This window comes from Pseudomonas sp. YL2, from assembly GCF_023063025.1.
Lineage (GTDB): Bacteria > Pseudomonadota > Gammaproteobacteria > Pseudomonadales > Pseudomonadaceae > Aquipseudomonas > Aquipseudomonas putida_A.
In genome coordinates, this window is sequence record NZ_JAJSLU010000006.1 from 105,662 (window position 1) to 130,985 (window position 25,324).

General features: G+C 59.0%; 21 protein-coding genes. 16 read left to right on the forward strand and 5 right to left on the reverse strand.

Annotation, left to right across the window (positions count from 1 at the left end; genetic code table 11):
* The first annotated feature begins 112 nt into the window (after nt 1–112).
* Nucleotides 113–2,572 (forward strand): EAL domain-containing protein, encoded by a 2,460-nt coding sequence (locus tag LVD08_RS11495; RefSeq protein ID WP_115989176.1) that lies wholly within the window; start codon nt 113–115, stop codon nt 2,570–2,572.
* A 79-nt stretch (nt 2,573–2,651) separates the two neighbouring features.
* Nucleotides 2,652–3,413 carry a TenA family transcriptional regulator gene (locus tag LVD08_RS11500; RefSeq protein WP_274621166.1) on the forward strand — a complete coding sequence of 254 codons (762 nt, stop codon included), beginning with the start codon at nt 2,652–2,654 and terminating at the stop codon, nt 3,411–3,413.
* Nucleotides 3,414–3,549: 136 nt separating this feature from the next.
* On the opposite strand, the gene LVD08_RS11505 is transcribed toward LVD08_RS11500, so the two are convergent.
* The 5 genes from LVD08_RS11505 to LVD08_RS11525 all read right to left on the reverse strand — a co-directional run bounded on the left by LVD08_RS11505 (nt 3,550) and on the right by LVD08_RS11525 (nt 8,514).
* Complete coding sequence (locus tag LVD08_RS11505) at nt 3,550–4,476, reverse strand: GGDEF domain-containing protein (RefSeq protein ID WP_247268173.1); 927 nt, start codon at nt 4,474–4,476, stop codon at nt 3,550–3,552.
* Between the two features lie 362 nt (nt 4,477–4,838).
* Complete coding sequence (locus tag LVD08_RS11510) at nt 4,839–5,579, reverse strand: YciK family oxidoreductase (protein WP_065257167.1); 741 nt, start codon at nt 5,577–5,579, stop codon at nt 4,839–4,841.
* 167 nt (nt 5,580–5,746) lie between these two features.
* Entirely contained in the window at nt 5,747–6,418 is a 672-nt protein-coding gene (gene mupP, locus LVD08_RS11515; protein ID WP_003226921.1) for an N-acetylmuramic acid 6-phosphate phosphatase MupP, read from the reverse strand.
* Nucleotides 6,419–6,422: 4 nt separating this feature from the next.
* A complete protein-coding gene (gene ubiG, locus LVD08_RS11520) occupies nt 6,423–7,121 on the reverse strand; it encodes a bifunctional 2-polyprenyl-6-hydroxyphenol methylase/3-demethylubiquinol 3-O-methyltransferase UbiG (RefSeq protein WP_047598712.1) in 699 nt (232 codons plus the stop codon).
* Between the two features lie 58 nt (nt 7,122–7,179).
* A complete protein-coding gene (locus tag LVD08_RS11525) occupies nt 7,180–8,514 on the reverse strand; it encodes a TRZ/ATZ family hydrolase (RefSeq protein WP_103368359.1) in 1,335 nt (444 codons plus the stop codon).
* 108 nt (nt 8,515–8,622) lie between these two features.
* On the opposite strand from LVD08_RS11525, the gene mtnA reads away from it, so the two are divergent.
* From mtnA to rfbA, 14 genes are all read left to right on the forward strand, one after another.
* Nucleotides 8,623–9,699 carry an S-methyl-5-thioribose-1-phosphate isomerase gene (gene mtnA, locus LVD08_RS11530; protein WP_096794920.1) on the forward strand — a complete coding sequence of 359 codons (1,077 nt, stop codon included), beginning with the start codon at nt 8,623–8,625 and terminating at the stop codon, nt 9,697–9,699.
* A 426-nt stretch (nt 9,700–10,125) separates the two neighbouring features.
* A complete protein-coding gene (gene gyrA / locus LVD08_RS11535) occupies nt 10,126–12,780 on the forward strand; it encodes a DNA gyrase subunit A (RefSeq protein WP_247268174.1) in 2,655 nt (884 codons plus the stop codon).
* Nucleotides 12,781–13,012: 232 nt separating this feature from the next.
* Nucleotides 13,013–14,098: a 3-phosphoserine/phosphohydroxythreonine transaminase gene (serC, locus tag LVD08_RS11540; RefSeq protein ID WP_247268175.1), complete on the forward strand. Its 1,086-nt coding sequence runs from the start codon at nt 13,013–13,015 to the stop codon at nt 14,096–14,098.
* Nucleotides 14,098–15,192: a prephenate dehydratase gene (gene pheA, locus LVD08_RS11545; protein WP_003226907.1), complete on the forward strand. Its 1,095-nt coding sequence runs from the start codon at nt 14,098–14,100 to the stop codon at nt 15,190–15,192. Before serC ends, pheA begins: the two co-directional genes overlap by 1 nt.
* Nucleotides 15,193–15,205: 13 nt before the next feature.
* On the forward strand, nt 15,206–16,318 hold the full coding sequence (gene hisC / locus LVD08_RS11550; protein WP_247268176.1) for a histidinol-phosphate transaminase: 1,113 nt from the start codon (nt 15,206–15,208) through the stop codon (nt 16,316–16,318).
* A gap of 28 nt (nt 16,319–16,346) precedes the next feature.
* Nucleotides 16,347–18,554, forward strand: a complete 2,208-nt coding sequence (locus LVD08_RS11555) for a bifunctional prephenate dehydrogenase/3-phosphoshikimate 1-carboxyvinyltransferase (RefSeq protein ID WP_247268177.1) — start codon at nt 16,347–16,349, stop codon at nt 18,552–18,554.
* The gene (gene cmk / locus LVD08_RS11560; RefSeq protein WP_015093983.1) at nt 18,551–19,240 is read left to right on the forward strand and encodes a (d)CMP kinase; all 690 of its coding nucleotides are present in this window, start codon (nt 18,551–18,553) and stop codon (nt 19,238–19,240) included. The genes LVD08_RS11555 and cmk overlap by 4 nt, the downstream gene beginning before the upstream one ends.
* A 119-nt stretch (nt 19,241–19,359) precedes the next feature.
* Complete coding sequence (gene rpsA / locus LVD08_RS11565; RefSeq protein WP_027612422.1) at nt 19,360–21,045, forward strand: 30S ribosomal protein S1; 1,686 nt, start codon at nt 19,360–19,362, stop codon at nt 21,043–21,045.
* 205 nt (nt 21,046–21,250) lie between these two features.
* Nucleotides 21,251–21,529 carry a hypothetical protein gene (locus tag LVD08_RS11570; protein ID WP_027612423.1) on the forward strand — a complete coding sequence of 93 codons (279 nt, stop codon included), beginning with the start codon at nt 21,251–21,253 and terminating at the stop codon, nt 21,527–21,529.
* A 152-nt stretch (nt 21,530–21,681) separates the two neighbouring features.
* The gene (gene ihfB, locus LVD08_RS11575) at nt 21,682–21,978 is read left to right on the forward strand and encodes an integration host factor subunit beta (protein ID WP_003189779.1); all 297 of its coding nucleotides are present in this window, start codon (nt 21,682–21,684) and stop codon (nt 21,976–21,978) included.
* A 27-nt stretch (nt 21,979–22,005) separates the two neighbouring features.
* Nucleotides 22,006–22,245: a LapA family protein gene (locus LVD08_RS11580; RefSeq protein WP_247268178.1), complete on the forward strand. Its 240-nt coding sequence runs from the start codon at nt 22,006–22,008 to the stop codon at nt 22,243–22,245.
* 224 nt (nt 22,246–22,469) lie between these two features.
* Nucleotides 22,470–23,543 carry a dTDP-glucose 4,6-dehydratase gene (gene rfbB, locus LVD08_RS11585; protein ID WP_247268179.1) on the forward strand — a complete coding sequence of 358 codons (1,074 nt, stop codon included), beginning with the start codon at nt 22,470–22,472 and terminating at the stop codon, nt 23,541–23,543.
* A complete protein-coding gene (rfbD, locus tag LVD08_RS11590) occupies nt 23,543–24,436 on the forward strand; it encodes a dTDP-4-dehydrorhamnose reductase (RefSeq protein ID WP_247268180.1) in 894 nt (297 codons plus the stop codon). Before rfbB ends, rfbD begins: the two co-directional genes overlap by 1 nt.
* On the forward strand, nt 24,433–25,323 hold the full coding sequence (rfbA, locus tag LVD08_RS11595) for a glucose-1-phosphate thymidylyltransferase RfbA (RefSeq protein ID WP_247268181.1): 891 nt from the start codon (nt 24,433–24,435) through the stop codon (nt 25,321–25,323). The genes rfbD and rfbA overlap by 4 nt, the downstream gene beginning before the upstream one ends.
* Nucleotide 25,324 lies beyond the last annotated feature (1 nt).

Consider the following 25,324-nt stretch of genomic DNA (forward strand, 5'->3'; position numbering starts at 1 on the left):
GGTACATACGTATCGCCGGTTGAAAATGTCCTGGTTTGCTGGAAGGGGTCGCTCCCTTGTCTGGCTCTGGCGATCTCCCCTTGAAGATGACAGTGCGTGCGCAAAGGACCTCATGAAGCATAAAAGGACTCTCGGAACGCCACGGTTGTTGGGCATCGTCTGGCCATTTATCGCCGTCGTGTTGTTTCAGGCGTTATTGGGGGGCGTGAGTCTTTACGTCCTGTCGGCCGTTCGCGGCTATGTCGCCGGCGAGAGTCTCTGGTCCAAGGGCCAGAAGGACGCCATCTATTACCTGAACCTGTATGCCGACAGCCGCGACGAGGCGATCTTTCTCAAATACAAGGAAGCGATTGCCGTGCCTCAGGGCGGTCACCAGTTGCGTCTGGCGCTGGATCGTCATCCACCGGATCTGCAGGCGGCACGGGAGGGGATCCTCAAGGGCGGCAACCATCCCGATGATGTGTCGAGCCTGATCTGGCTGTACCTCAATTTCCGTCATTTCAGCTATCTGGAAACCGCGATCGACCGCTGGACCATCGGCGACGCCTATCTGGTGCAACTGGACAATGTCGCGCGCGAGATGCATCAGGGCATCAGCGAAAACATCGCGACGCCAGCTGATATACAGCACTGGAAAGCGCAGATTTTTGCCATCAACGACGGTGTGACGCCGGCGGCCAAGGCGTTCAGCGATGCCTTGGGCGAAGGCTCGCGGATGATCCTGCGCCTGCTGCTGTTCACCAACCTGGCCACGGCGCTGGGGTTGATCGTGCTGGCCCTGTTGCGCACCCACAAACTGCTCAAGCAGCGGCATGCCTTTGCCCAGGCGCTGCAGCTGGAGAAGGATCGGGCACACATCACCCTGCAATCGATTGGCGACGGGGTGATCACCACCGACGTCAACGGCGCGATCGATTACATGAACCCGGCGGCGGAGGCGATGACGCACTGGAAGTCCGAGCACGCGGCGGGGTTGCCATTGGCAGCGCTGTTCAATCTGCTCGATGACAATGCGCAGACCGAAGGGCTGACGCTGATCGAGCACATTCTCAGCGGGCAACTGATCGGTGGCAGCGAGCACTCCAAACTGATTCAGCGCCTGGATGGCAGTACGGTCTCGGTGACGCTGGTGGGCGCGCCGATCCGCAACGCCGAGAAGGTTATCGGTACGGTGCTGGTGCTGCATGACATGACTCAGGAACGGCAATACATCGCCAACCTGTCGTGGCAGGCGACCCACGATGCCCTGACCGGTCTGGCCAACCGCCGCGAGTTCGAATATCGCCTGGAGCAGGCCCTGCACAATCTGACGCGCCAGCCCGGTCGGCATGCGCTGATGTTCCTCGATCTGGACCAGTTCAAACTGGTCAACGACACCTGCGGTCACGCCGCCGGCGATGAGTTGCTGCGGCACATTTGCACGCTGTTGCAATCGGGCTTGCGCGAGAGCGACACCCTCGCGCGGCTGGGCGGCGACGAGTTCGGCATTCTGCTGGAGAACTGCGCCCCGGATGCCGCCGAGAAAATCGCCGAGAGCCTGCGCCAGACCGTGCAGAACCTGCATTTCGTGTGGAAGGGGCGGCCGTTTTTGACCACTGTGAGCATTGGCCTGGTGCACATCGCCCAGACCCCGACCACCCTCGAAGCGTCATTGCGCGCCGCCGACATGGCTTGCTACATGGCCAAGGAAAAGGGCCGCAACCGGGTGCAGGTCTATCATGCCGACGACTCCGAGCTGTCGCTGCGCTTCGGCGAAATGGCCTGGGTGCAGCGCCTGCACATGGCGCTGGAGGAAAACCGCTTCTGCCTTTATGCCCAGGAAATTGCTCCGCTGGGCGCTACAGCCCATGGCGGGGGGCACATCGAAATACTCTTGCGTCTGCATGACGAAGCCGGACGGATGATCCTGCCGGACAGTTTCATTCCGGCGGCCGAACGTTATGGTCTGATGAGCCAACTGGATCGTTGGGTCGTCGAGAATGTTTTTAAAGTGATTGCCCAATGTATTACCGAACAACATGAAGGTCCGTTGGCAATGTGTGCGATTAATCTTTCAGGCATTACTATCGGAGATGACGCGTTCTTGCACTTTCTGCGTGAACAGTTTGTTAATTACGCTATACCTCCTGAAATGATTTGTTTTGAAATTACTGAAACCAGCGCCATTGCCAATCTCGGCAGCGCAATTAGATTTATTAATGAACTCAAAGGCTTAGGTTGTTACTTCTCACTTGATGATTTTTGTGCCGGAATGTCTTCATTCGCTTATCTGAAACATTTGCCTGTAGACTTCCTGAAGATCGACGGGAGTTTCGTAAAGGATATGCTGGACGACCCGATTAACCGTGCAATGGTCGAGGTGATCAATCACATCGGGCATGTCATGGGTAAGCAGACAATTGCCGAGTTTGTTGAAACAACCCAGATCGAGCAGGCATTGCTTGAAATCGGGGTGGATTACGCTCAGGGTTATGTCATCGAACGCCCGCAGTTGTTTACCTGCGACAGTTTGCAAAGTCGGCCCGCCAGACCGCAGCCGCTGTTGTTCAAGGCGCCTGGCACGTTCCGTTGAAATCTCTTGCCGATCCTTACAATCACAAATCAAAAGGAGCCGAACAGTGATCGACACATTCAACCGAACCGGACCACTCATGGAAGCTGCAAGTTATCCTGCCTGGGCACAACAGCTCATTGCAGATTGCAGCGAGAGCAAGCGCCGGGTTGTCGAACATGAACTGTACCTGCGCATGCGCGATAACAAGCTCAGCGTCAAAACCATGCGCCAGTACTTGATCGGGGGCTGGCCAGTAGTTGAACAGTTTGCGTTGTATATGGCGCAGAACCTGACCAAAACCAAGTTTGCCCGCCATCCTGGGGAGGACATGGCGCGCCGCTGGCTGATGCGCAACATCCGTGTCGAACTCAATCATGCCGACTACTGGCTGAACTGGAGTCGCGCGCATGGCGTCAGCCTGGAGGATCTGCAGGCCCAGCAAGTACCGCCGGAACTGCATGCGCTGAGTCACTGGTGCTGGCATACGAGTTCGGCGGATTCGCTGATCGTCGCCATCGCTGCGACCAACTACGCCATCGAGGGCGCGACCGGGGAGTGGTCGGCGCTGGTCTGCTCAACTGGCGTGTACGCGGCGGCGTTCCCGGAAGAAGAGCGCAAGCGCGCGATGAAGTGGCTGAAGATGCACGCCCAGTACGACGACGCTCACCCGTGGGAAGCGCTGGAAATCATCTGCACGCTGGCGGGCATGAACCCGAGCAAGGCGCTGCAGACCGAACTGCGTCAGGCGGTGTGCAAGAGCTACGACTACATGTACCTGTTTCTGGAGCGTTGCATGCAACTGGAGACCACGGAGCGCGCGTTGCACGGGCGTGAACGCCGGGCACTGGTAGAGAGCTGATAGCCAATAACGCCGCAAAAAAGTGTAGGAGTGAGACTGCTCGCGACCCCGTGGGGCAGTCAACAAAGAAGGGGGGTGACACCCCCGAGGGCGGGGAGGGTCACTCCCACAGTGGTTTGTGGTTGTCTGGAAGGACTCAGCCAGCCATCGCCAACCGATTGCGCCCCTCGCGCTTGGCCACGTACAGCGCACTGTCGGCCCGGCGCAGCAGGCTGTCAGCTGACTCTCCCGGCAACAGAGTCGAGCAGCCAAGGCTCACGGTCAGGTCGATCAGTTTGCCGTCCGCGAAATATTCTGCAGTCTGCGCGGCATGGCGCAGACGCTCGCCGACCATCGCTGCCGCTTCCCGGCCGGTGTTGCACAGCAAGATCAGAAACTCTTCCCCGCCATAGCGAAACACCATGTCGACGTTGCGCAGCTGGCCCTTGATTGACGCTGCCACCGCTTTGAGTACGTCATCCCCGGCGCTGTGGCCATGACTGTCGTTGACCCGTTTGAAGTGGTCGATGTCGAGCATCAGCACCGACAACGGTTGCAGGTGCCGGCGGGACATGTCGATCTCGCGTTGCAGGGTCTGCTCCATGGCGATCCGGTTGCCGGCTCCGGTCAACGGGTCGCGCAGCGCACTTTGTGTTGCGGCGCGGTAGAGCAGGGCGTTGCGCATCGGGAACAACAGCGACGACAGCAGCGATTCGAGGTTGCCCTGATCCTGCTCGCTGAAGCGCTGGTTACGACGAAACACCAGTTCGCCCAAATGCTCGCCTTCGTGGCTGAGGCTGTAGCTGACCGAATGGTGACCGCGGGCACCGAACTCCAGGCGCAAGTCGCTGCCCGAATGCACGTAGCTCAAGGCATCCAGCGGCACAAGGCGCTGAACTTCGCGGAAAAACAGACCGAGGATTCGTTGCGGCTCAAGACTGGTTTGCAGTTGCAGGCTCATTTGCTGGCGCAATTGCGCCAGGCTGGCCGGGCGTTCCAGAAGCGGAGGCAGCTGACCAAAGCCCAGGCGTTGCAATTTGGCACTGTCAAAGTCAATTGCATTGGTCTGGGAGGGTGATTTCATATGGCGTGAGCCCCTAAGCAGTAAGTCTGTCTTACAGGCTGGGTGAGAGCGGCTATGGGCTGCGCGTCATACTGGTCCATCAGTCCCGTAGGACATTTGGCGTAAGTTTAGTCTGCCTGATGACGATTAGTCAGCTATCGAAATCGGCCTTGCCCCAGTGCCTTCACACGGCATGCTTTGAGGAAAATTAGAGCGAAAGTCGTGCCATTCGGTTCAGGTTTATTAAAACCTTTATGAATCAACAGGATGGCTTTTTGCTTTGAGGGCGTGTGGCGGATATTTGACTGAAGTGTGACGGTGGGAAGCGGCAATTGTGTGCCGCGACGGTAATCCGCCACGGCAACAAAAGCGACGTATGGCAGTTATTGCGCGTTGAATGCCTGGCCATTGATGCCTGCGCTGTCAGGACCCATCAGGTACAGGTACACCGGCATGATCTCTTCCGGGGTCGGATTGTTCAGCGGGTTTTCTCCCGGATAGGCCTGTGCACGCATGCTGGTACGCGTGCCGCCCGGGTTGATGCTGTTGGAGCGCACGGGTGCCACGCCATCGACTTCATCGGCCAGGGTTTGCATCAAGCCTTCGGTGGCGAACTTCGATACTCCGTAAGCGCCCCAGTAGGCCCGGCCCTTGCGCCCGACGCTGCTGGAGGTGAACACCACCGAGGCATCCTGCGACAGCTTGAGCAACGGCAGCAGGGTGCTGGTCAGCATGAACATGGCATTGACGTTGACTTGCATGACACGCATGAAGTTTTCGCCCGACAACTGCTCGATCGGCGTGCGCGGCCCGATGATCGAGGCATTGTGCAGCAGGCCGTCGAGGTGGCCGAACTCGGTTTCGATCATTGCCGCCAGCTCATCGTATTGATGGGGCAGGGCGGTCTCGAGGTTGAACGGGATCACTGCCGGTTGTGGATGCCCCGCCGCTTCAATCTCGTCGTAGACCTGGGTCAGATTGGCTTCGGTCTTGCCCAGCAGCAGCACGGTGGCGCCGTGAGCGGCGTAGGTTTTTGCGGCAGCTGCACCGATGCCACGGCCGGCACCGGTGACCAGAATGACCCGATCCTTGAGTAATTCGGGACGGGCGGTGTAATCGAACATAAGAACCTCACAATCCATTCATGAAGACCTGCTTCCTTGTGGTGAGGGGATTTATCCCCGACCGGCTGCGAAGCAGTCGTAAACCTGCATATCGAATCGACCTGAAAGATTGCGGGGGCTGCTTCGCAACCCATCGGGGACCAATCCCCTCTCCACAAAGGCCGTTTTCAGCAGCTGCACAGCGCGCTGTCGAGCACCTTGCGCAACTCCAGCGGATGATCCACCACCACATCCGCGCCCCAGTGCCGCGGGTTGTCGTCCGGGTGGATGTAGCCATAGGTCACGGCGCAGGTTTTGGTGCCGGCATCGCGGCCCGACTCGATATCGCGCAGATCATCGCCCACAAACAAAACCGTCGACGGATCCAGATCAAGCATTTTGCACGCGAGGATCAGCGGCTCCGGATCCGGCTTGCTGTTTTTCACGTGATCCGGGCAGATCAACAGCGCCGAGCGCTCGGCCAACCCCAGTTGCTGCATGATCGGCTCGGCAAACCGCACCGGTTTGTTGGTGACCACGCCCCAGATCAGGTTGGCCCGCTCGATGTCGGCCAGTAACTCGCCCATGCCGTCGAACAGCTTGCTGTGCACAGCGCAACCGGCCAGATAACGCTCGAGGAATTCCTGACGCAGCTCCTCGAAGCCCGGCGATTCCGGATCCATCGAGAACGTCACCGCGACCATCGCTTTGGCGCCGCCGGAGATTTCGTCGCGGATGTGTTTGTCGTTCATTGGCGGCAAGCCGCGATCCGCGCGCATCGCCTGACAGATGGCGATGAAATCCGGCGCGGTGTCGAGCAGGGTGCCGTCCATATCGAAAAGGACTGCTCTGATGGCCATCGGCTTACTCCTCGCGCAGGGTCTGGATCATGTAGTTGACGTCAACGTCGTTGGCCAGCTTGTAGTGCTTGGTCAGCGGGTTGTAGGTCAGGCCGATGATGTCCTTGACGGTCAGGCCGGCGATGCGGCTCCAGGCGCCCAGCTCGGACGGGCGGATGAATTTCTTGAAGTCGTGGGTGCCGCGCGGCAACAGCTTCATGATGTATTCGGCGCCGATAATGGCGAACAGGTACGCCTTCGGGTTGCGGTTGATGGTCGAAAAGAACACCTGGCCGCCGGGCTTGACCATGCGGTAGCAGGCGCGGATCACCGACGACGGGTCCGGTACGTGCTCCAGCATTTCCAGGCAGGTTACGACGTCGAACTGCTCGGGCATTTCTTCAGCCAGGGCTTCGGCGGTGATCTGCCGGTATTCGACGCTGACCCCGGACTCCAGCTGATGCAGTTGCGCAACCGCCAGTGGCGCTTCGCCCATGTCGATGCCCATGACAGTGGCGCCGCGCTGGGCCATGGCTTCGCTGAGGATGCCGCCGCCGCAACCGACGTCGAGAACTTTCTTGCCGGCCAGATTGACTCGCTCGTCAATCCAGTTGACGCGCAGCGGGTTGATGTCGTGCAGCGGTTTGAATTCGCTTTCACGGTCCCACCAGCGATGGGCCAGGGCTTCGAATTTGGCGATTTCGGCGTGGTCGACGTTGCTCATGATCTATTCCTCGAAAAACTTGAAAAGGGCTGTAGCCGCGGAGTCTGCTCCGGGGGGTTTACGATTCGGTGTGGCCGCTGATTCGCTGGCCCCAGGCCCGGGCGGTAACGCCCAGCTGTTGTTCATCCAGACGGGTCAGGCGCCGGTCGTCGAGTAACTGTTTACCGGCGACCCACAGGTGTTTCACGCAGTCGCGGCCGGTGGCATAAATAAGCTGCGACACCGGGTCATAGACCGGTTGCTGAGCCAGGCCGGACAGGTCGAAAGCGACAATGTCCGCAGCCTTGCCGATCTCCAGCGAACCGACCTGCGCCTCGATGCCCAAGGCCCGTGCGCCGTTGAGCGTGGCCATGCGCAGCGCACGATGGGCGTCCAGCGCGGTGGCCGAGCCGGCGACGGCTTTGGCCAGCAGCGCGGCAGTGCGGGTTTCGCCGAGCAGGTCGAGGTCGTTGTTGCTCGCCGCGCCATCGGTGCCGACGGCGACGTTCACGCCAGCCTGCCACAGGCGCTCCACCGGGCAGAACCCGCTGGCCAGCTTCAGATTCGATTCCGGGCAGTGGATCACGCTGGTGTTGCTTTCTACCAGCAATGCCAGATCGTCATCGCTGATCTGGGTCATGTGCACCGCCTGGAAGCGCGGTCCGAGCAGGCCGAGACGACCGAGACGGGCCAGTGGCCGCTCGCCGCGATGCTCCAGCGATTGCTGGACTTCGAAGGCGGTCTCGTGGACGTGCATGTGGATCGACGCGTCCAGCTCTTCGGCGATCACGCGGATTTTTTCCAGATTCTCGTCGCCCACGGTGTAGGGTGCATGTGGGCCGAAGGTGATCTTGATCCGTTCGTGATGCTTCAGATCGCCGAACAGCTCGACGCCCTGACGAATCGCCTCATCGGCGCTGCTGGCGCCGGGGATCGGGAAATCGAGGATCGGAATCGCGATCTGTGCGCGAATGCCGCTGTTGTGCACGCGCTCGCTGGCGACTTTCGGGAAGAAGTACATGTCCGAGAAACAGCTGATGCCGCCCTTGATCTGCTCGGCAATCGCCAAGTCAGTGCCATCACGGACGAACTCTTCATCGACCCATTTGGCTTCGGCCGGCCAGATGTGGTTTTCCAGCCAGGTCATCAGCGGCAGATCATCGGCCAGGCCACGGAACAGGGTCATCGCCGCATGCCCGTGAGCGTTGATCAGGCCCGGGCTGAGCAGCACGTCCGGCAATTCCCGGACTTCAGTGGCGTTACACTTCAATGCTTCGGCGCGCGGGCCGATAAACACGATGCGACCGTCGCGAATGCCCAGGCCATGCTCCTTGAGCACAACGCCTGCAGGTTCGACGGGTACCAGCCAGGTCGGCAGCAATAATAAGTCGAGCGCAATGGCAGGTTTCGGCATCGAGGGTCGGTTCCAGTGCTTTTGTAAAGGATGGCGAAGTATACCCGAGCGTCTTCGCGGGGGGATCGCTATAATCGGCGGCTTTTGTTCATGAGTGCGGGGTGAGGGATGCGCGATCGACTGTTGGCTGCGGAGAAAGTAAAGGCCATCGATTGGCGAGATGGCGCGCTCCACCTGCTGGATCAGCGTATTTTGCCGTTCGAGGAAACGTGGATTGCCTACACCAGCGCTGCCGGTGTGGCTGAGGCGATTCGTTCGATGGTGGTGCGTGGCGCACCGGCCATCGGCATCAGCGCGGCCTATGGCATTGTGCTGGCGGCCCGCGCCCGCGTGGCTGAAGGCGGCGACTGGTACGCGGCGCTGGAAGAGGATTTCGCCCTGCTGGCGGATTCCCGCCCGACGGCGGTCAACCTGTTCTGGGCGCTGAATCGCATGCACGATCGGCTCGATCGCCTGAAGGACAATGCCGATCCGCTGGTGGCGCTGGAAGCCGAAGCCATTGCCATTCATGAAAGCGATCGCGAAGCCAACCTGACCATGGCCCAGCTCGGCGTCGATCTGATCCGCAAACATCAGGGCAATGCCCAGGCGATTCTGACCCACTGCAACACTGGTGCTCTGGCCACCGGCGGTTTCGGTACCGCGCTGGGGGTGATTCGTGCGGCGTATCTGGAAGGCATGGTCGAGCGAGTGTATGCCGATGAAACCCGGCCATGGCTGCAGGGTTCGCGCCTGACCGCGTGGGAGCTGGCGAACGAAGGCATCCCGGTGACGCTGAATGCCGATTCGGCCGCTGCACACATCATGAAGACCAAAGGCGTGACCTGGGTGATCGTCGGCGCTGACCGCATCACTGCCAATGGCGACGTGGCGAACAAGATCGGCACCTATCAACTGGCGGTCAACGCCATGCACCACGGCGTGCGTTTCATGGTGGTGGCGCCGAGTTCGACCATCGACATGCACCTGGCCAGTGGTGACGACATTCCGATCGAGGAGCGTGACGGCGCCGAGTTGCTGGAGGTGGGTGGCAAGCGCGTGGGGGCCGACGTCGAGGCGTTCAACCCGGTGTTTGACGTGACGCCGGCGGATCTGATCGATGCGATCGTCACTGAAAAGGGCATCGTCGAGCGGCCGGATACGGCGAAAATGGCCCAGTTGATGTGCCGCAAGCGCCTGCATTGATTGGCTTTGGCGTCTGTAAGGACGCCATCGCGAGCAGGCTCACTCCTACAAGGTTTTGTGTCGAACGCAAACCCTGTAGGAGCGAGCCTGCTCGCGATGAGGTCATCAAAGTCAATAAACATCGCAAAACCTGACCTCAAAACTGCATTCAAAGAAGCTCTGAGCCTCTCTCGTCCCCTTTACGCCTGTCACCGGTCAACTAACTATGCTCCATGCGCATCTGGGGGATAGGTGCGTGGCGGCTCTTGTGATAACATCCGGCGTTTTCCGAGGCAGCTTCACGGAGCTGTCTTTACTGCGCAAATCCACGGTTCGATTTGTTGATTTGTCGTAAGTCGGCGCATGGCACTCAGCCTGCCCCGACGAGCTTCGTACATCCCATATGGATATGACGAAGTTTCACCAGAAAAAGGAATCAGGCTTCTCATGGGCGAACTGGCCAAAGAAATCCTCCCGGTCAATATCGAAGACGAGCTGAAACAGTCCTACCTCGACTACGCGATGAGCGTAATCGTCGGCCGTGCACTGCCGGATGCGCGCGATGGCCTCAAGCCCGTGCACCGTCGCGTACTGTTCGCGATGAGCGAGCTGGGCAACGACTTCAACAAGCCGTACAAGAAATCTGCCCGTGTTGTCGGTGACGTGATCGGTAAGTATCACCCGCACGGTGATACCGCGGTGTACGACACCATCGTCCGCATGGCTCAGCCTTTCTCCCTGCGCTACCTGCTGGTTGACGGTCAGGGCAACTTCGGTTCGGTGGATGGCGACAACGCCGCGGCCATGCGATACACCGAAGTGCGCATGACCAAGCTGGCGCACGAGCTGCTGGCTGACCTGCATAAAGAAACCGTGGACTGGGTGCCGAACTACGACGGCACCGAAATGATCCCGGCGGTGATGCCGACGCGCATCCCCAACCTGCTGGTCAACGGTTCCAGCGGTATCGCCGTGGGCATGGCGACCAATATTCCGCCGCACAACCTCGGTGAGGTCATCGACGGTTGCCTGGCCCTCATCGACAACCCAGAGCTGACCGTCGATGAGCTGATGCAATACATCCCCGGTCCGGACTTCCCGACGGCCGCGATCATCAACGGTCGTGCCGGCATCATCGAAGCCTACCGTACCGGTCGCGGCCGCATTTACATGCGTGCCCGTTCGATCATCGAAGACATCGACAAGGTCGGTGGTCGTCAGCAGATCGTCATCACCGAACTCCCGTATCAGCTGAACAAGGCGCGTCTGATCGAGAAGATCGCCGAGCTGGTCAAAGAGAAGAAGCTTGAAGGCATCACCGAGCTGCGCGACGAGTCCGACAAGGACGGTATGCGCGTCGTGATCGAACTGCGTCGCGGCGAAGTGCCTGAGGTGATCCTCAACAACCTCTACGCCCAGACCCAGCTGCAATCGGTATTCGGCATCAACATCGTCGCGCTGATCGACGGCCGTCCGCGCATCCTGAACCTCAAGGATCTGCTGGAAGCCTTCGTCCGTCACCGTCGCGAAGTGGTCACCCGTCGTACCGTATTCGAACTGCGCAAGGCCCGCGAGCGTGGTCATATCCTCGAAGGTCAGGCCGTTGCCCTGTCGAACATCGACCCGGTGATCGCCCTGATCAAGGCGTCGCCGACTCCGTCGGAAGCGAAAGAAGCGCTGGTCAGCACCCCTTGGGAATCCTCGGCGGTGGTGGCGATGGTTGAACGTGCCGGCGCCGATTCGTGCCGTCCGGAGAACCTCGATCCGCAATACGGTCTGCGTGAAGGCAAGTACTTCCTGTCGCCAGAGCAGGCGCAAGCCATTCTCGAACTGCGTCTGCACCGTCTGACCGGTCTGGAGCACGAGAAGCTGCTGGCCGAGTATCAAGAGATCCTCAACCAGATCGGCGAGCTGATCCGCATCCTCAACAGCGCCGTGCGCCTGATGGAAGTGATCCGCGAAGAGCTGGAAGTGATCCGTGCCGAATACGGCGACGTACGTCGCACCGAGATTCTCGATGCGCGTCTCGACCTGACCCTGGGCGACATGATCCCGGAAGAAGAGCGCGTCGTGACCATCTCCCACGGTGGCTACGCCAAGACTCAGCCGCTGGCTGCGTACCAGGCTCAGCGCCGTGGCGGCAAAGGCAAATCGGCGACCGGCGTCAAGGATGAGGACTACATCGCTCACCTGCTGGTAGCCAACAGTCACACCACGCTGCTGCTGTTCTCCAGCAAAGGCAAGGTGTACTGGCTGAAGACTTACGAAATTCCGGAAGCGTCCCGTGCCGCCCGTGGTCGCCCGCTGGTCAACCTGCTGCCGCTGGATGATGGTGAATACATCACCACCATGCTGCCGGTCGAGGAATACACCGAAGGTCACTACATCTTCATGGCGACCGCCAACGGCACCGTGAAGAAGACCCCGCTGGAATCCTTCAGCCGTCAGCGCAGCGTTGGTCTGATCGCGCTGGAGTTGGACGAAGGCGACGTGCTGATCTCTGCGGCCATCACCGATGGCGAGCGCGAAGTGATGCTGTTCTCCGACGGCGGCAAAGTCACGCGCTTCAAAGAGTCTGACGTGCGTGCCATGGGCCGTACCGCACGTGGTGTGCGCGGCATGCGTCTGCCGGAAGGGCAGAAGCTGATTTCGATGCTGATCCCGGAAGAAGGCAGCCAGATCCTCACCGCTTCCGAGCGTGGTTATGGCAAGCGCACCGCGATCACCGAGTTCCCTGAGTACAAGCGTGGCGGCCAGGGCGTGATCGCCATGGTCAGCAACGAGCGTAACGGCCGACTGGTCGGTGCAGTTCAGGTGCTCGACGGCGAAGAAATCATGCTGATCTCCGATCAGGGCACTCTGGTGCGCACCCGTGTCGACGAAGTGTCGAGCCTGGGCCGTAACACCCAGGGCGTGACCCTGATCAAACTGGCCAAGGATGAAACCCTGGTCGGTCTGGAGCGGGTTCAGGAGCCATCGGAAGTCGAAGGCGATGAGCTTGAAGGTGAAGAGGGTGCCGGGTTCGAGGGAGATGTCGTGAACGACGACGTTGCCGAGGACCAGCAACTCGACGCCGCAGCTGACGAAGAGCCGCAGGAATAAGCGGACAAGCGAGGGGGCGGATGAAAATTCGCCCCCTTGTTATTTGTCTGGTATGAAATTTCGACACCCATGAAGATCCAGTGTGGGAGCGGGCTTGCTCGCGAAGAGGGACTGACATTCAATGGCGATGTCACCAGTCCAGCCGCTTTCGCGAGCAAGCCCGCTCCCACATTCGATTTGTGTCGGCTGATGATGTAATGCGTGATACCACCAAATCAGAGCGAGATTGGATGTGAGCAAGCGAGCCTATAACTTCTGTGCCGGTCCTGCGGCGCTTCCTGAAGCTGTCCTGCAACGTGCCCAGGGTGAACTCCTTGATTGGCATGGCAAGGGTCTGTCGGTCATGGAAATGAGCCATCGCAGTGATGAGTTCGTGTCCATCGCCACCCAGGCCGAGCAGGACCTGCGTGACCTGCTGAATATCCCGTCGAACTACAAAGTGCTGTTCCTGCAGGGTGGCGCCAGCCAGCAGTTCGCGCAGATCCCGCTGAACCTGCTGCCTGAAGGCGGCAGCGCCGACTACATCGACACCGGTATCTGGTCGCAGAAAGCTATCGAAGAAGCTTCGCGCTACGGCCACGTCAATGTTGCTGCCACCGCCAAGCCTTACGACTATTTCGCCATCCCGGGCCAGAACGAGTGGAACCTGTCGAAAGACGCCGCTTACGTTCACTACGCGCCGAACGAAACCATCGGCGGTCTGGAATTCCAGTGGATCCCGGAAACCGGTGATGTGCCGCTGGTCGCCGACATGTCTTCGGATATCCTCTCGCGTCCGGTCGACATCTCGCGTTTCGGCATGATCTACGCCGGCGCACAGAAGAACATCGGTCCGAGCGGTATTGTCGTCAACATCATCCGCGAAGACCTGCTGGGCAAGGCGCGTGCGCTGTGCCCGACCATGCTCGACTACAAGGTCGCGGCCGATAACGGCTCGATGTACAACACGCCGCCGACCCTGGCCTGGTACTTGTCAGGTCTGGTGTTCCAGTGGCTGAAAGAGCAGGGCGGCGTTGAAGCGATCGCCAAACTGAATGACGTCAAGCAGCGCACGCTGTATGACTTCATCGATGCCAGCGGTCTCTACAGCAACCCGATCAACAAGTCGGACCGCTCATGGATGAACGTGCCATTCCGTCTGGCTGACGATCGCCTGGACAAGCCGTTCCTCGCCGGTGCCGATGCGCGCGGCCTGCTCAACCTCAAGGGCCACCGCTCCGTGGGCGGCATGCGCGCCTCCATCTACAACGCCGTCGACATCAACGCCGTCAACGCGCTGGTGGCGTACATGGCTGAATTCGAGAAGGAACACGGCTGATGTCCGAGCAAGAACTCAAGGCACTGCGCGTTCGCATCGACGCTCTGGACAGCAAGGTTCTCGAGCTGATCAGCGAGCGTGCCCGCTGCGCCCAGGAAGTTGCGCGAGTAAAGATGGCCTCGCTGGCCGAAGGCGAAGTGCCGGTGTTCTATCGTCCCGAGCGTGAAGCTCAGGTGCTCAAGCGGGTGATGGAGCGCAATCAGGGGCCGTTGGGCAACGAAGAGATGGCGCGGTTGTTCCGCGAAATCATGTCCTCGTGCCTGGCGCTCGAGCAGCCACTGAAAGTGGCTTACCTCGGCCCTGAAGGTACCTTCACCCAGGCGGCGGCCATGAAGCACTTCGGTCACGCGGTGATCAGCAAGCCGATGGCGGCAATCGACGAAGTGTTCCGTGAAGTGGCGGCGGGTGCGGTGAACTTTGGCGTGGTGCCGGTGGAGAACTCCACCGAAGGCGCGGTCAACCACACCCTCGACAGCTTCCTCGAGCACGACATGGTGATCTGCGGTGAAGTCGAGCTGCGCATCCACCATCACCTGTTGGTCGGTGAAAACACCAAGACTGACAGCATCAGCCGCATCTACTCCCACGCGCAGTCGCTGGCCCAGTGCCGCAAGTGGCTGGACGCGCATTATCCGAATGTCGAGCGCGTGGCGGTGTCGAGCAATGCCGAAGCGGCGAAGCGGGTCAAGGGTGAGTGGAATTCGGCGGCGATTGCCGGCGACATGGCCGCAGGCTTGTATGGCCTGACGCGTCTGGCCGAGAAGATCGAAGACCGTCCGGACAACTCGACGCGCTTCCTGATGATCGGTAACCAGGAAGTGCCGCCGACCGGCGACGACAAGACTTCGATCATCGTCTCGATGAGCAACAAGCCCGGCGCGCTTCACGAGCTGCTGGTGCCGTTCCATGACAACGGGATCGACCTGACCCGGATCGAAACCCGTCCGTCGCGCAGCGGCAAATGGACCTACGTGTTCTTCATCGACTTTGTCGGCCATCACCGTGATCCGCTGATCAAAGGTGTGCTGGAAAAGATCAGTCAGGAAGCAGTAGCACTCAAAGTGCTGGGTTCCTACCCGAAAGCAGTTCTCTAAGGGGCGGTAGCAAATGAGTGGCAACTTCCTCGCTCTGGCACAGCCGGGCGTGCAACAACTTTCGCCGTACGTTCCGGGCAAGCCTGTGGACGAACTGGCGCGCGAGCTGGATCTGGATCCGGCGAAGATCGTCAAACTGGCAAGCAACGAAAATCCGCTGGGCGCCAGTCCGAAAGCCTTGGCGGCGATCCGCGAAGAACTGGCCGAGCTGACCCGCTATCCGGACGGTAACGGTTTCGCGCTGAAATCGCTGCTGGCCGAGCAGTGCCGCGTCGAGCTGAACCAGGTGACCCTGGGTAACGGCTCCAACGATATTCTTGAGCTGGTGGCGCGCGCCTATCTGGCGCCGGGCCTGAACGCCGTGTTCAGTGAGCACGCGTTCGCTGTCTACCCGATCGCCACCCAGGCTGTCGGTGCGCAGGCCAAAGTGGTTCCGGCCAAAGACTGGGGGCATGACCTGCCTGCGATGCTTGCGGCCATCGACGCCAATACCCGCGTGGTATTCATCGCCAATCCGAACAACCCGACCGGTACCTGGTTCGGCGCCGAAGCGCTGGACGAGTTCCTGCAGGACGTGCCGGAGCACGTCCTGGTGGTGCTGGACGAGGCGTACATCGAATACGCCGAAGGCAGCGATCTGCCGGACGGTCTGGATTTCCTCGCGGCGTACCCGAATCTGCTGGTATCGCGCACGTTCTCCAAGGCCTACGGTCTGGCGGCGCTGCGCGTCGGTTATGGCCTGTCCACTGCGGTAGTAGCGGACGTGCTGAACCGCGTGCGCCAGCCGTTCAACGTCAACAGCCTGGCCCTGGCCGCGGCCTGTGCGGCGCTGAAAGACGAAGAGTATCTGGCGCAAAGCCGTCAGCTCAACGAATCCGGCATGCAGCAGTTGCAGGCGGGGTTCCGTGAGTTGGGTCTGAGCTGGATCGAGTCCAAAGGCAACTTCATCTGCGTCGATCTCGGTCAGGTAGCCGCGCCGATTTTCCAGGGGCTGCTGCGTGAAGGCGTGATCGTGCGTCCGGTGGCCAATTACGGCATGCCGAACCACCTGCGGGTGACCATCGGTCTGCAGGCGGAAAACAGCCGCTTCCTCGAAGCGCTGCGTAAGGTTCTGGCTCGTGGGTGATGTCACTGCTCTGCAATTTGCTGCACCTATGATCGGTCGCCTTGTAGTGGTCGGTCTGGGCTTGATCGGTGGTTCGTTTGCCAAAGGCTTGCGTGAAAGCGGTCTCTGCCGCGAGGTGGTCGGGGTCGATCTCGACCCGCAATCGCGCAAGCTGGCGGTCGAGTTGGGTGTGGTGGATCGTTGTGAAGATGATCTGATCGCTGCGTGTCAGGGCGCCGACGTGATTCAGCTGGCGGTGCCGATTCTGGCCATGGAGAAAGTCCTGGCTCGTCTGGCGAGTGTTGATCTGGGGCAGGCGATTCTGACCGATGTCGGCAGCGCCAAGGGCAATGTGGTGCGCGCGGCGACCGAGGCGTTTGGCGGTATGCCAGCGCGCTTCGTGCCGGGCCATCCGATTGCCGGCTCCGAGCAGAGCGGGGTGGAAGCTTCCAACTCTGAGCTGTTCCGTCGGCACAAGGTGATTCTGACGCCGCTCGAGCAGACCGACCCGGCCGCACTGGCGGTGGTTGATCGGTTGTGGCGCGAACTGGGTGCCGACGTCGAGCACATGCAGGTCGAGCGCCACGATGAAGTGCTGGCCGCGACCAGTCATCTGCCGCACCTGCTGGCCTTCGGTCTGGTCGACTCGTTGGCCAAACGCAATGAAAACCTTGAGATCTTCCGTTACGCTGCGGGCGGTTTCCGCGATTTCACAAGAATCGCCGGAAGCGACCCGGTGATGTGGCACGACATCTTCCTCGCCAACCGCGAGGCTGTCCTGCGCACACTCGATACATTTCGCAGCGACCTCGACGCCTTGCGCGACGCGGTCGATGCAGGGGATGGGCACCAATTGTTGGGCGTCTTCACGCGCGCCCGGGTTGCCCGCGAGCATTTCAGTAAAATCCTGGCCCGCAGGGCCTATGTGGACGCTATGAATTCCAACGATCTGATTTTCCTGGCTCAACCTGGTGGCCGCCTGTCCGGTCGGATTCGCGTACCAGGTGACAAATCGATTTCCCACCGCTCGATCATGCTCGGCTCGCTGGCCGAAGGCGTGACCGAGGTTGAAGGTTTCCTCGAAGGCGAAGATGCCCTGGCGACCTTGCAGGCATTTCGCGACATGGGCGTGGTCATCGAAGGCCCGCACCACGGTCGCGTGACCATTCACGGCGTTGGCCTGCATGGCTTGAAGCCGGCACCTGGCCCGATCTATCTGGGCAACTCCGGCACCTCGATGCGTCTGTTGTCCGGCCTGCTGGCGGCGCAGAACTTCGACAGCACCCTGACCGGCGATGCGTCGCTGTCCAAGCGTCCGATGAATCGCGTGGCCAATCCGCTGCGTGAAATGGGCGCCGTGATCGAAACGGCTGCCGAAGGTCGTCCGCCGATGACCATTCGTGGCGGGCACAAGCTCAAAGGTCTGACCTACACCATGCCGATGGCCAGTGCTCAGGTGAAGTCCTGCCTGCTGCTGGCGGGTCTGTACGCGGAAGGCAAGACCACCGTGACCGAGCCGGCGCCGACCCGTGACCATACCGAACGCATGCTGCGTGGTTTCGGCTATCCGGTGAGCGTCGATGGCGCCACCGCGTCGGTCGAGTCCGGCGGCAAGCTGACTGCGACCCATATCGAAGTGCCGGGCGACATCTCGTCGTCGGCGTTCTTCCTGGTGGCCGCTTCGATCGCCGAAGGTTCCGAGCTGGTGCTGGAGCACGTTGGCATCAACCCGACCCGTACCGGCGTCATCGACATTCTGCGTCTGATGGGCGCGGACATCACTCTGGAAAACCAGCGTGAAGTTGGCGGCGAACCAGTGGCTGACCTGCGTGTGCGCGCTGCTAAACTAAAGGGTATCGAGATTCCGGAAGCGCTGGTGCCACTGGCCATCGACGAATTCCCGGTGCTGTTCGTGGCGGCGGCGTGTGCCGAAGGTCGTACCGTGCTGACCGGTGCCGAAGAGCTGCGCGTCAAGGAATCGGATCGCATTCAAGTCATGGCGGACGGCTTGCTGGCGCTGGGCGTCAAGTGCCAGCCGACTCCGGACGGCATCATCATTGATGGCGGCCAGATCGGTGGCGGCGAAGTGCATGGTCACGGTGATCACCGTATCGCCATGGCTTTCAGCGTCGCTTCGCTGCGCGCCACTGCACCGATCCGCATTCATGATTGCGCCAACGTCGCGACGTCGTTCCCGAACTTCCTCGCGCTGTGCGCGCAGGTCGGCATTCGCGTGGCTCAAGAGGCTCAGTCGTGAAAAACATTGCACCGGTCATCACCATCGATGGGCCAAGCGGTTCGGGCAAGGGCACGGTCGCCGGGATTTTGGCCAAGCGTCTGGGCTGGAATCTGCTGGACTCCGGTGCGCTGTATCGCCTGCTGGCGTTCGCTGCGCATAACCATGGTGTCGACCTGACCAATGAAGAGCTGCTGAAGAAACTGGCCGCTCATCTGGATGTGCAGTTCATCGCGGCGACCGACGGTCAACTGCAGCGCATCATTCTGGAAGGCGATGAAGTCAGCGACGTCATCCGTACTGAAAGCGTCGGCTCCGGCGCTTCTCAGGTGGCCGCATTGCCGGCGGTACGCGAGGCGCTGCTGCAGCGCCAGCGTGCTTTCCAGGAAGCGCCGGGCCTGGTGGCCGACGGTCGCGACATGGGCACAGTGGTTTTTCCGGATGCGCCGCTGAAGATTTTCCTCACCGCCAGTGCCGAGGAACGGGCGCGCCGCCGATATTTGCAGTTGAAGGGCAAAGTCGAGGGTGTTAGTCTGTCGAGTCTGCTAGATGAGATCCGTGCACGCGACGAGCGTGATACCCAGCGCGCAGTAGCCCCGCTCAAGCCGGCGGCTGATGCGATACAGCTGGATTCCACGGAGTTGTCCATCGATCAGGTGCTTGAACGCATCATGAGCGAGATCGCCATTCGCGATATCGCCGGGTGACCAAGAAGGCCGCAGGGGACCAGTCATAGTCCTGCGGCGCTTCTTTTAAATGAAACTAACCCACACCGTCTGGGGTGTGGAGATGGGCGTATTCTTCGCCCTCATCTACAGGAATTAAAATGAGCGAAAGCTTTGCGGAACTCTTTGAAGAAAGCCTAAAGACCCTGAACCTTCAGGCAGGCTCCATCATCACCGGTGTTATCGTTGATATCGATTACCAGGCTCGCTGGGTAACCGTTCACGCTGGCCTGAAGTCTGAAGCACTCATCCCGCTGGAACAGTTCTACAACGATGCTGGTGATCTGACTATCAATGTCGGTGACGAAGTTCACGTTGCTCTGGATTCGGTTGAAGACGGTTTCGGTGAAACCAAGCTGTCCCGTGAAAAAGCCAAGCGCGCTGAATGCTGGATCGTTCTGGAAGCAGCCTTCGCAGCTGAGGAAGTGGTCAAGGGCGTTATCAACGGTAAGGTTAAAGGCGGCTTCACTGTCGACGTTAACGGCATCCGTGCGTTCCTGCCAGGTTCCCTGGTTGACGTCCGTCCAGTGCGCGACACCACGCACCTGGAAGGCAAAGAGCTGGAATTCAAGGTCATCAAGCTGGACCAGAAGCGCAACAACGTTGTCGTTTCCCGTCGCAGCGTCCTGGAAGCCGAGAACTCCGCCGAGCGTGAAGCTCTGCTGGAATCCCTGCAGGAAGGCCAGCAAGTCAAAGGTATCGTCAAAAACCTCACCGATTACGGCGCATTCGTCGATCTGGGTGGCGTGGACGGCCTGCTGCACATCACTGACATGGCGTGGAAGCGTATCAAGCATCCTTCCGAAATCGTCAACGTTGGTGACGAAATCGACGTCAAGGTTCTGAAATACGATCGCGAACGCAACCGTGTTTCCCTGGGCCTGAAGCAACTGGGCGAAGATCCATGGGTTGCTATCAAAGCCCGTTACCCAGAAGGCACTCGCGTTACCGCTCGTGTAACCAACCTGACCGACTACGGCTGCTTCGCTGAGCTGGAAGAAGGCGTTGAAGGTCTGGTACACGTTTCGGAAATGGACTGGACCAACAAGAACATCCACCCTTCGAAAGTCGTACAAGTCGGCGACGAAGTGGAAGTCATGGTTCTGGACATCGACGAAGAGCGTCGTCGTATCTCCCTGGGCATCAAGCAGTGCAAGTCGAACCCATGGGAAGACTTCTCTGGCCAGTTCAACAAGGGCGACAAGATCTCCGGCACCATCAAGTCGATCACCGATTTCGGTATCTTCATTGGTCTGGACGGCGGCATCGACGGTCTGGTTCACCTGTCCGACATCTCCTGGAACGAAGTGGGCGAAGAAGCCGTACGTCGTTTCAAGAAGGGCGACGAGCTGGACACCGTCATCCTGTCGGTTGACCCAGAGCGCGAGCGCATCTCCCTGGGCATCAAGCAACTGGAAAGCGATCCGTTCTCCGAGTACGTCTCGGTTAACGACAAGGGCGCTATCGTGACCGGTACCGTGAAAGAAGTTGACGCCAAAGGCGCCATCATCGTTCTGGCCGACGACATCGAAGCAACCCTGAAAGCCTCCGAAATCAGCCGTGACCGCGTTGAAGATGCGCGCAACGTTCTGAAAGAAGGCCAGGAAGTTGAAGCCAAGATCATCAGCGTTGACCGCAAGAGCCGCGTAATCCAGCTCTCGATCAAGTCGAAAGACGATGCTGAAGAGAAAGAAGCCATCCAGAGCCTGAAAGCAGCTCCGGAAGGTGAAGCAGCTGACACCACTATGGCGGCACTGCTGCGTCAAGCAATGGCCAAACAGAACTAAGTTCTGCTTGATCATGAAAAAGGGCGACTTCGGTCGCCCTTTTTTGTGCCTGCGATTTGGTGGCGGTACGGTTGGGAGTGGAGTGTTGGTGAAACCAATCCCTTCAACGGGTTGTCTGTTTCTTTAATCGGATCAATCGCCTATTCGCGACTAAGCTGGGTATTAGTCGTGCAGTAGTCGGGCGTTGCCTGGCATAAGGAAGTGGATGAACAGATTTATTGTGTTGATTGCGGTGTTGGTACTGGCTGGCTGCACCACAAGTGCCAAGACGCATGCAGTGCGTGGCGTCAGCGGTATCGAGATCGACTGCTCTGGTCTGGGTTCGGGGTGGGAGAAATGCCAAAAGCGCGCAGCGAAGGAGTGCAAGGGCGCGGGTTACAGGGTAATCACCCGATCTGATCAGGCCAAGGATGAAGATGAATATCCGTTTGGCTTCAATCCCGCAGGCTACGTCACTCGAACCATGCTGGTCATGTGCCGTTGAGTGTGTACTGCTTCGGCTTGTGCTTTTGTGCACTGAAAACAGGCGTTTCGGCGCCAAGGAAGATATGTCAATCCCTGGGCTGTTCAAAATCTTCCGGGCGTGCTAAAACCTTTCAAGCGCTGATCTAGCTGCTTGAAAAAGAAGGGAAAAATATGACGAAGTCGGAGTTGATCGAACGAATTGTCACCCATCAAGGGCTACTCTCATCCAAGGATGTGGAGCTGGCCATCAAGACCATGCTTGAACAAATGTCCCAGTGCCTGGCCACCGGTGATCGCATCGAGATCCGTGGGTTTGGCAGCTTCTCCCTGCACTATCGTGCGCCGCGCGTAGGTCGCAATCCAAAGACCGGTCAGTCGGTTAGTCTCGACGGCAAATTCGTTCCGCATTTCAAGCCGGGCAAGGAGTTGCGTGACCGGGTGAATGAGGAAGAGGAGGAGGGAGTTTGACAGTCGCTACTTTTCAAGGAGTTACTCATGCGTAACCTCAAGCGCATACTTCTTGGTGTTTTTATTCTGCTGCTGGTGTTGGTGATTCTGGCGTTTGTACTGGAAAATCAGCAATCCATCTCGCTGATGTTTCTTGGCTGGGCTGGTCCGCAACTTCCAGTGTCTCTGATCATGGTAATTGCTTTGCTCGTCGGGATGCTGATCGGGCCGGTACTGGGCTGGTTTTTGGGGCGTTCTTCCAGTGCCTCCCGCAAGCTATCGGGGTGAAATGCTGTGGGGTGGGGGTGTGATGAATTTGCACCGCGGCCTGTCCATATCCATTAGTAAAACGTTCATTAAGCTGTAAAATGCCGCGTTTGTTCGACAGCGGCATATTTGCTTGTCGCTGAAAATTCGCTTTTAAAGAAGCCTTGCGACTTGGGCTTTTGCATTCATGGATCAGACAGTGCTCGGTTGGCAGCCCTGTCAGCACCTCAAGGGTATGGTTTCGCGTGAAAATTCTAGTAACCGGCGGTGCCGGGTTTATTGGCTCGGCAGTTATCCGTCACATCATTTCCAATACATCCGACTCTGTAGTGAACGTCGATAAGTTGACGTATGCCGGTAACCTTGAATCGCTGGCGCAAGTCAGTCACGACCCGCGTTATGTTTTCGAGCACGTAGATATCTGTGATCGCGCAGAGATTGAACGTGTCCTGCAAGCGCATCAGCCGGATGCGATCATGCATCTGGCGGCAGAGTCGCATGTTGACCGCTCGATCTCCGGTCCCTCCGAATTTATTCAGACCAATATCATTGGTACATACACTCTTCTTGAAGCTGCCCGGCACTACTGGACGGGCCTGGAAGGTGATCGCAAATCAGCTTTTCGCTTCCATCACATCTCGACGGACGAAGTTTACGGCGACCTTGAAGGGCCGGAAGACCTTTTCACCGAAGAAACGCCTTATCAGCCGAGCTCTCCCTATTCGGCGAGCAAGGCCAGCTCCGATCATCTTGTACGCGCCTGGGCCAGAACCTATGGGCTGCCGACACTGGTGACCAATTGCTCGAATAATTACGGCCCGTGCCATTTTCCCGAAAAGCTGATTCCGCTGATCATTCTCAATGCACTGGAGGGCAAGCCGTTGCCGGTGTACGGCAAGGGTGATCAGGTCCGTGACTGGCTCTATGTCGAAGATCATGCCCGTGCACTTTATAAAGTTGTAACCGAAGGTGTGGTTGGCGAGACCTATAACATCGGTGGTCATAACGAAAAGCAAAACATCGAAGTGGTGCACACGCTGTGTGCATTGCTTGACGAGCTGCGTCCTGAGTCCGCCCATTGCCCTCATGCCAGTCTGATCACCTATGTTCAGGATCGGCCGGGCCATGACCAGCGCTACGCGATCGATGCCAGCAAGATCCAGCGTGAGCTTGGCTGGACGCCGCAAGAAACATTCGAAACCGGCATTCGCAAGACGGTGGAGTGGTATTTGAACAATGCCGACTGGGTCGCCCATGTAAAAAACGGTAGTTATCAGCAATGGATTGATCAGAACTACGCGGATCGTTCAGGCCAGTGATGAAAATTCTCTTGCTGGGGAAAAACGGTCAGGTGGGATGGGAGCTGCAGCGCTCCCTTTCTCCACTAGGAGAACTGATCTCGCTGGATCGTCATGGCGAAGACGGGCTGTGCGGCGATTTGTCCGATCTTGTTGGCCTGCGAGCCACCCTTCGTCGCGTGCGTCCGGACATTATCGTCAATGCGGCGGCATACACAGCTGTGGACAAGGCAGAAGTCGAGATCGAACTGGCGCATTGCGTGAACGCGCAGGCCTGCCAGGTCATGGCCGAAGAAGCTGCGGCGCTGGATGCATGGTTGATTCATTATTCGACCGACTACGTATTCAATGGGCAGGGATCGACACCCTGGGTAGAGACTGATGCGGTTGCCCCGCTGAATCGCTATGGCGTCAGCAAGGCTGTCGGTGAGCAGGTGATTATCGACTCGGGTTGCAAGCACCTGATCTTCCGTACCAGTTGGTGTTATGGAGCCCGTGGCAGCAACTTCGCCAAGACCATGATGAGGCTGGCCAGGGAGCGCGACACGCTGAACGTGATCGCGGACCAGATCGGTTCACCCACGGGAGCGGACCTGATTGCCGATGTCACGGCGCTGGCTATTCGGCGTGTCTTGCTGGCTCCAGAGCTTGCCGGGGTTTACCACCTGGCGGCTGGCGGCGAAGTCTCATGGCATGGTTATGCGTCATTCGTGATCGACTTTGCCCGCCGCCAGGGTGAGGCGTTCGCGGTGACAGCGATCAATACGATTGAAACCAGTGCCTACCCAACCCCTGCACGCCGACCTTTGAACTCTCGTTTGAATACTCACAAGCTGTGCCGGGCCTTTTCTTTACACTTGCCGGATTGGCAAAGTGGTGTAACCCGAATGCTCAGGGAAATTCTCGATAAATGATCAAGACCAACCGTAAAGGCATCATTCTGGCCGGTGGTTCAGGCACACGCTTGCACCCGGTCACTCTTGGTGTATCTAAGCAATTGCTGCCGATCTATGACAAGCCGATGATTTTCTATCCGCTGTCGGTACTTATGCTGGCGGGCATGCGTGAAATTCTGATCATCTCCACGCCCGAGGATCTGCCGAACTTCCGCAAGCTGCTGGGTGACGGCAGCCTGTACGGAGTCGAGCTGAGTTATGCCGAGCAGCCTAGCCCTGACGGTCTGGCCCAGGCGTTTATCATTGGTGAAGAATTCATTGGTGATGATCCTTGCTGTCTGATCCTCGGCGACAACATTTTCTACGGGCAGTATTTTACCGAGAACCTGCGCTCGGCCAATGCCCAGACCTCAGGTGCTACAGTGTTCGGTTACCACGTTTCCGATCCGGAGCGTTTCGGGGTGGTGGAATTCGATGCAAACGGTTGTGCGTTGAGCATTGAAGAGAAGCCTCTCAAGCCGAAGTCCAACTATGCGGTTACCGGTTTGTATTTCTACGACAACCAGGTCGTGGAGATTGCAAAGAACATTCAGCCTTCGGAGCGTGGCGAGCTGGAAATCACCGACATCAACCGTGCCTATCTGGAGCAGAAGACGCTCAATGTCGAAATGTTGGGCCGAGGCTTCGCCTGGCTGGATACCGGTACCCATGATTCGTTGCTCGAAGCGGGGCACTTCGTGCATACCATCGAGCATCGCCAGGGGTTGAAAGTCGCCTGTCTCGAAGAAATTGCCTACAGCAACGGCTGGATCAGCGCTGAACACGTCGCGGCACAGGCTGATCGCCTGAAAAAAACCGGTTACGGACAGTACCTGCAGAAGCTGCTGGATCATCCTTCGAATTGAA

What these genes read in the sequence shown, in the direction of transcription:
- LVD08_RS11495 (WP_115989176.1), top strand. Translation starts at nt 113, where the DNA reads ATGAAGCATAAAAGGACTCTCGGAACGCCACGGTTGTTGGGCATCGTC.
- LVD08_RS11500 (WP_274621166.1), top strand. Translation starts at nt 2,652, where the DNA reads ATGGAAGCTGCAAGTTATCCTGCCTGGGCACAACAGCTCATTGCAGAT.
- LVD08_RS11505 (WP_247268173.1), bottom strand. Translation starts at nt 4,476, where the DNA reads ATGAAATCACCCTCCCAGACCAATGCAATTGACTTTGACAGTGCCAAA.
- LVD08_RS11510 (WP_065257167.1), bottom strand. Translation starts at nt 5,579, where the DNA reads ATGTTCGATTACACCGCCCGTCCCGAATTACTCAAGGATCGGGTCATT.
- mupP (WP_003226921.1), bottom strand. Translation starts at nt 6,418, where the DNA reads ATGGCCATCAGAGCAGTCCTTTTCGATATGGACGGCACCCTGCTCGAC.
- ubiG (WP_047598712.1), bottom strand. Translation starts at nt 7,121, where the DNA reads ATGAGCAACGTCGACCACGCCGAAATCGCCAAATTCGAAGCCCTGGCC.
- LVD08_RS11525 (WP_103368359.1), bottom strand. Translation starts at nt 8,514, where the DNA reads ATGCCGAAACCTGCCATTGCGCTCGACTTATTATTGCTGCCGACCTGG.
- mtnA (WP_096794920.1), top strand. Translation starts at nt 8,623, where the DNA reads ATGCGCGATCGACTGTTGGCTGCGGAGAAAGTAAAGGCCATCGATTGG.
- gyrA (WP_247268174.1), top strand. Translation starts at nt 10,126, where the DNA reads ATGGGCGAACTGGCCAAAGAAATCCTCCCGGTCAATATCGAAGACGAG.
- pheA (WP_003226907.1), top strand. Translation starts at nt 14,098, where the DNA reads ATGTCCGAGCAAGAACTCAAGGCACTGCGCGTTCGCATCGACGCTCTG.
- hisC (WP_247268176.1), top strand. Translation starts at nt 15,206, where the DNA reads ATGAGTGGCAACTTCCTCGCTCTGGCACAGCCGGGCGTGCAACAACTT.
- LVD08_RS11555 (WP_247268177.1), top strand. Translation starts at nt 16,347, where the DNA reads ATGATCGGTCGCCTTGTAGTGGTCGGTCTGGGCTTGATCGGTGGTTCG.
- rpsA (WP_027612422.1), top strand. Translation starts at nt 19,360, where the DNA reads ATGAGCGAAAGCTTTGCGGAACTCTTTGAAGAAAGCCTAAAGACCCTG.
- LVD08_RS11570 (WP_027612423.1), top strand. Translation starts at nt 21,251, where the DNA reads ATGAACAGATTTATTGTGTTGATTGCGGTGTTGGTACTGGCTGGCTGC.
- ihfB (WP_003189779.1), top strand. Translation starts at nt 21,682, where the DNA reads ATGACGAAGTCGGAGTTGATCGAACGAATTGTCACCCATCAAGGGCTA.
- LVD08_RS11580 (WP_247268178.1), top strand. Translation starts at nt 22,006, where the DNA reads ATGCGTAACCTCAAGCGCATACTTCTTGGTGTTTTTATTCTGCTGCTG.
- rfbD (WP_247268180.1), top strand. Translation starts at nt 23,543, where the DNA reads ATGAAAATTCTCTTGCTGGGGAAAAACGGTCAGGTGGGATGGGAGCTG.
- rfbA (WP_247268181.1), top strand. Translation starts at nt 24,433, where the DNA reads ATGATCAAGACCAACCGTAAAGGCATCATTCTGGCCGGTGGTTCAGGC.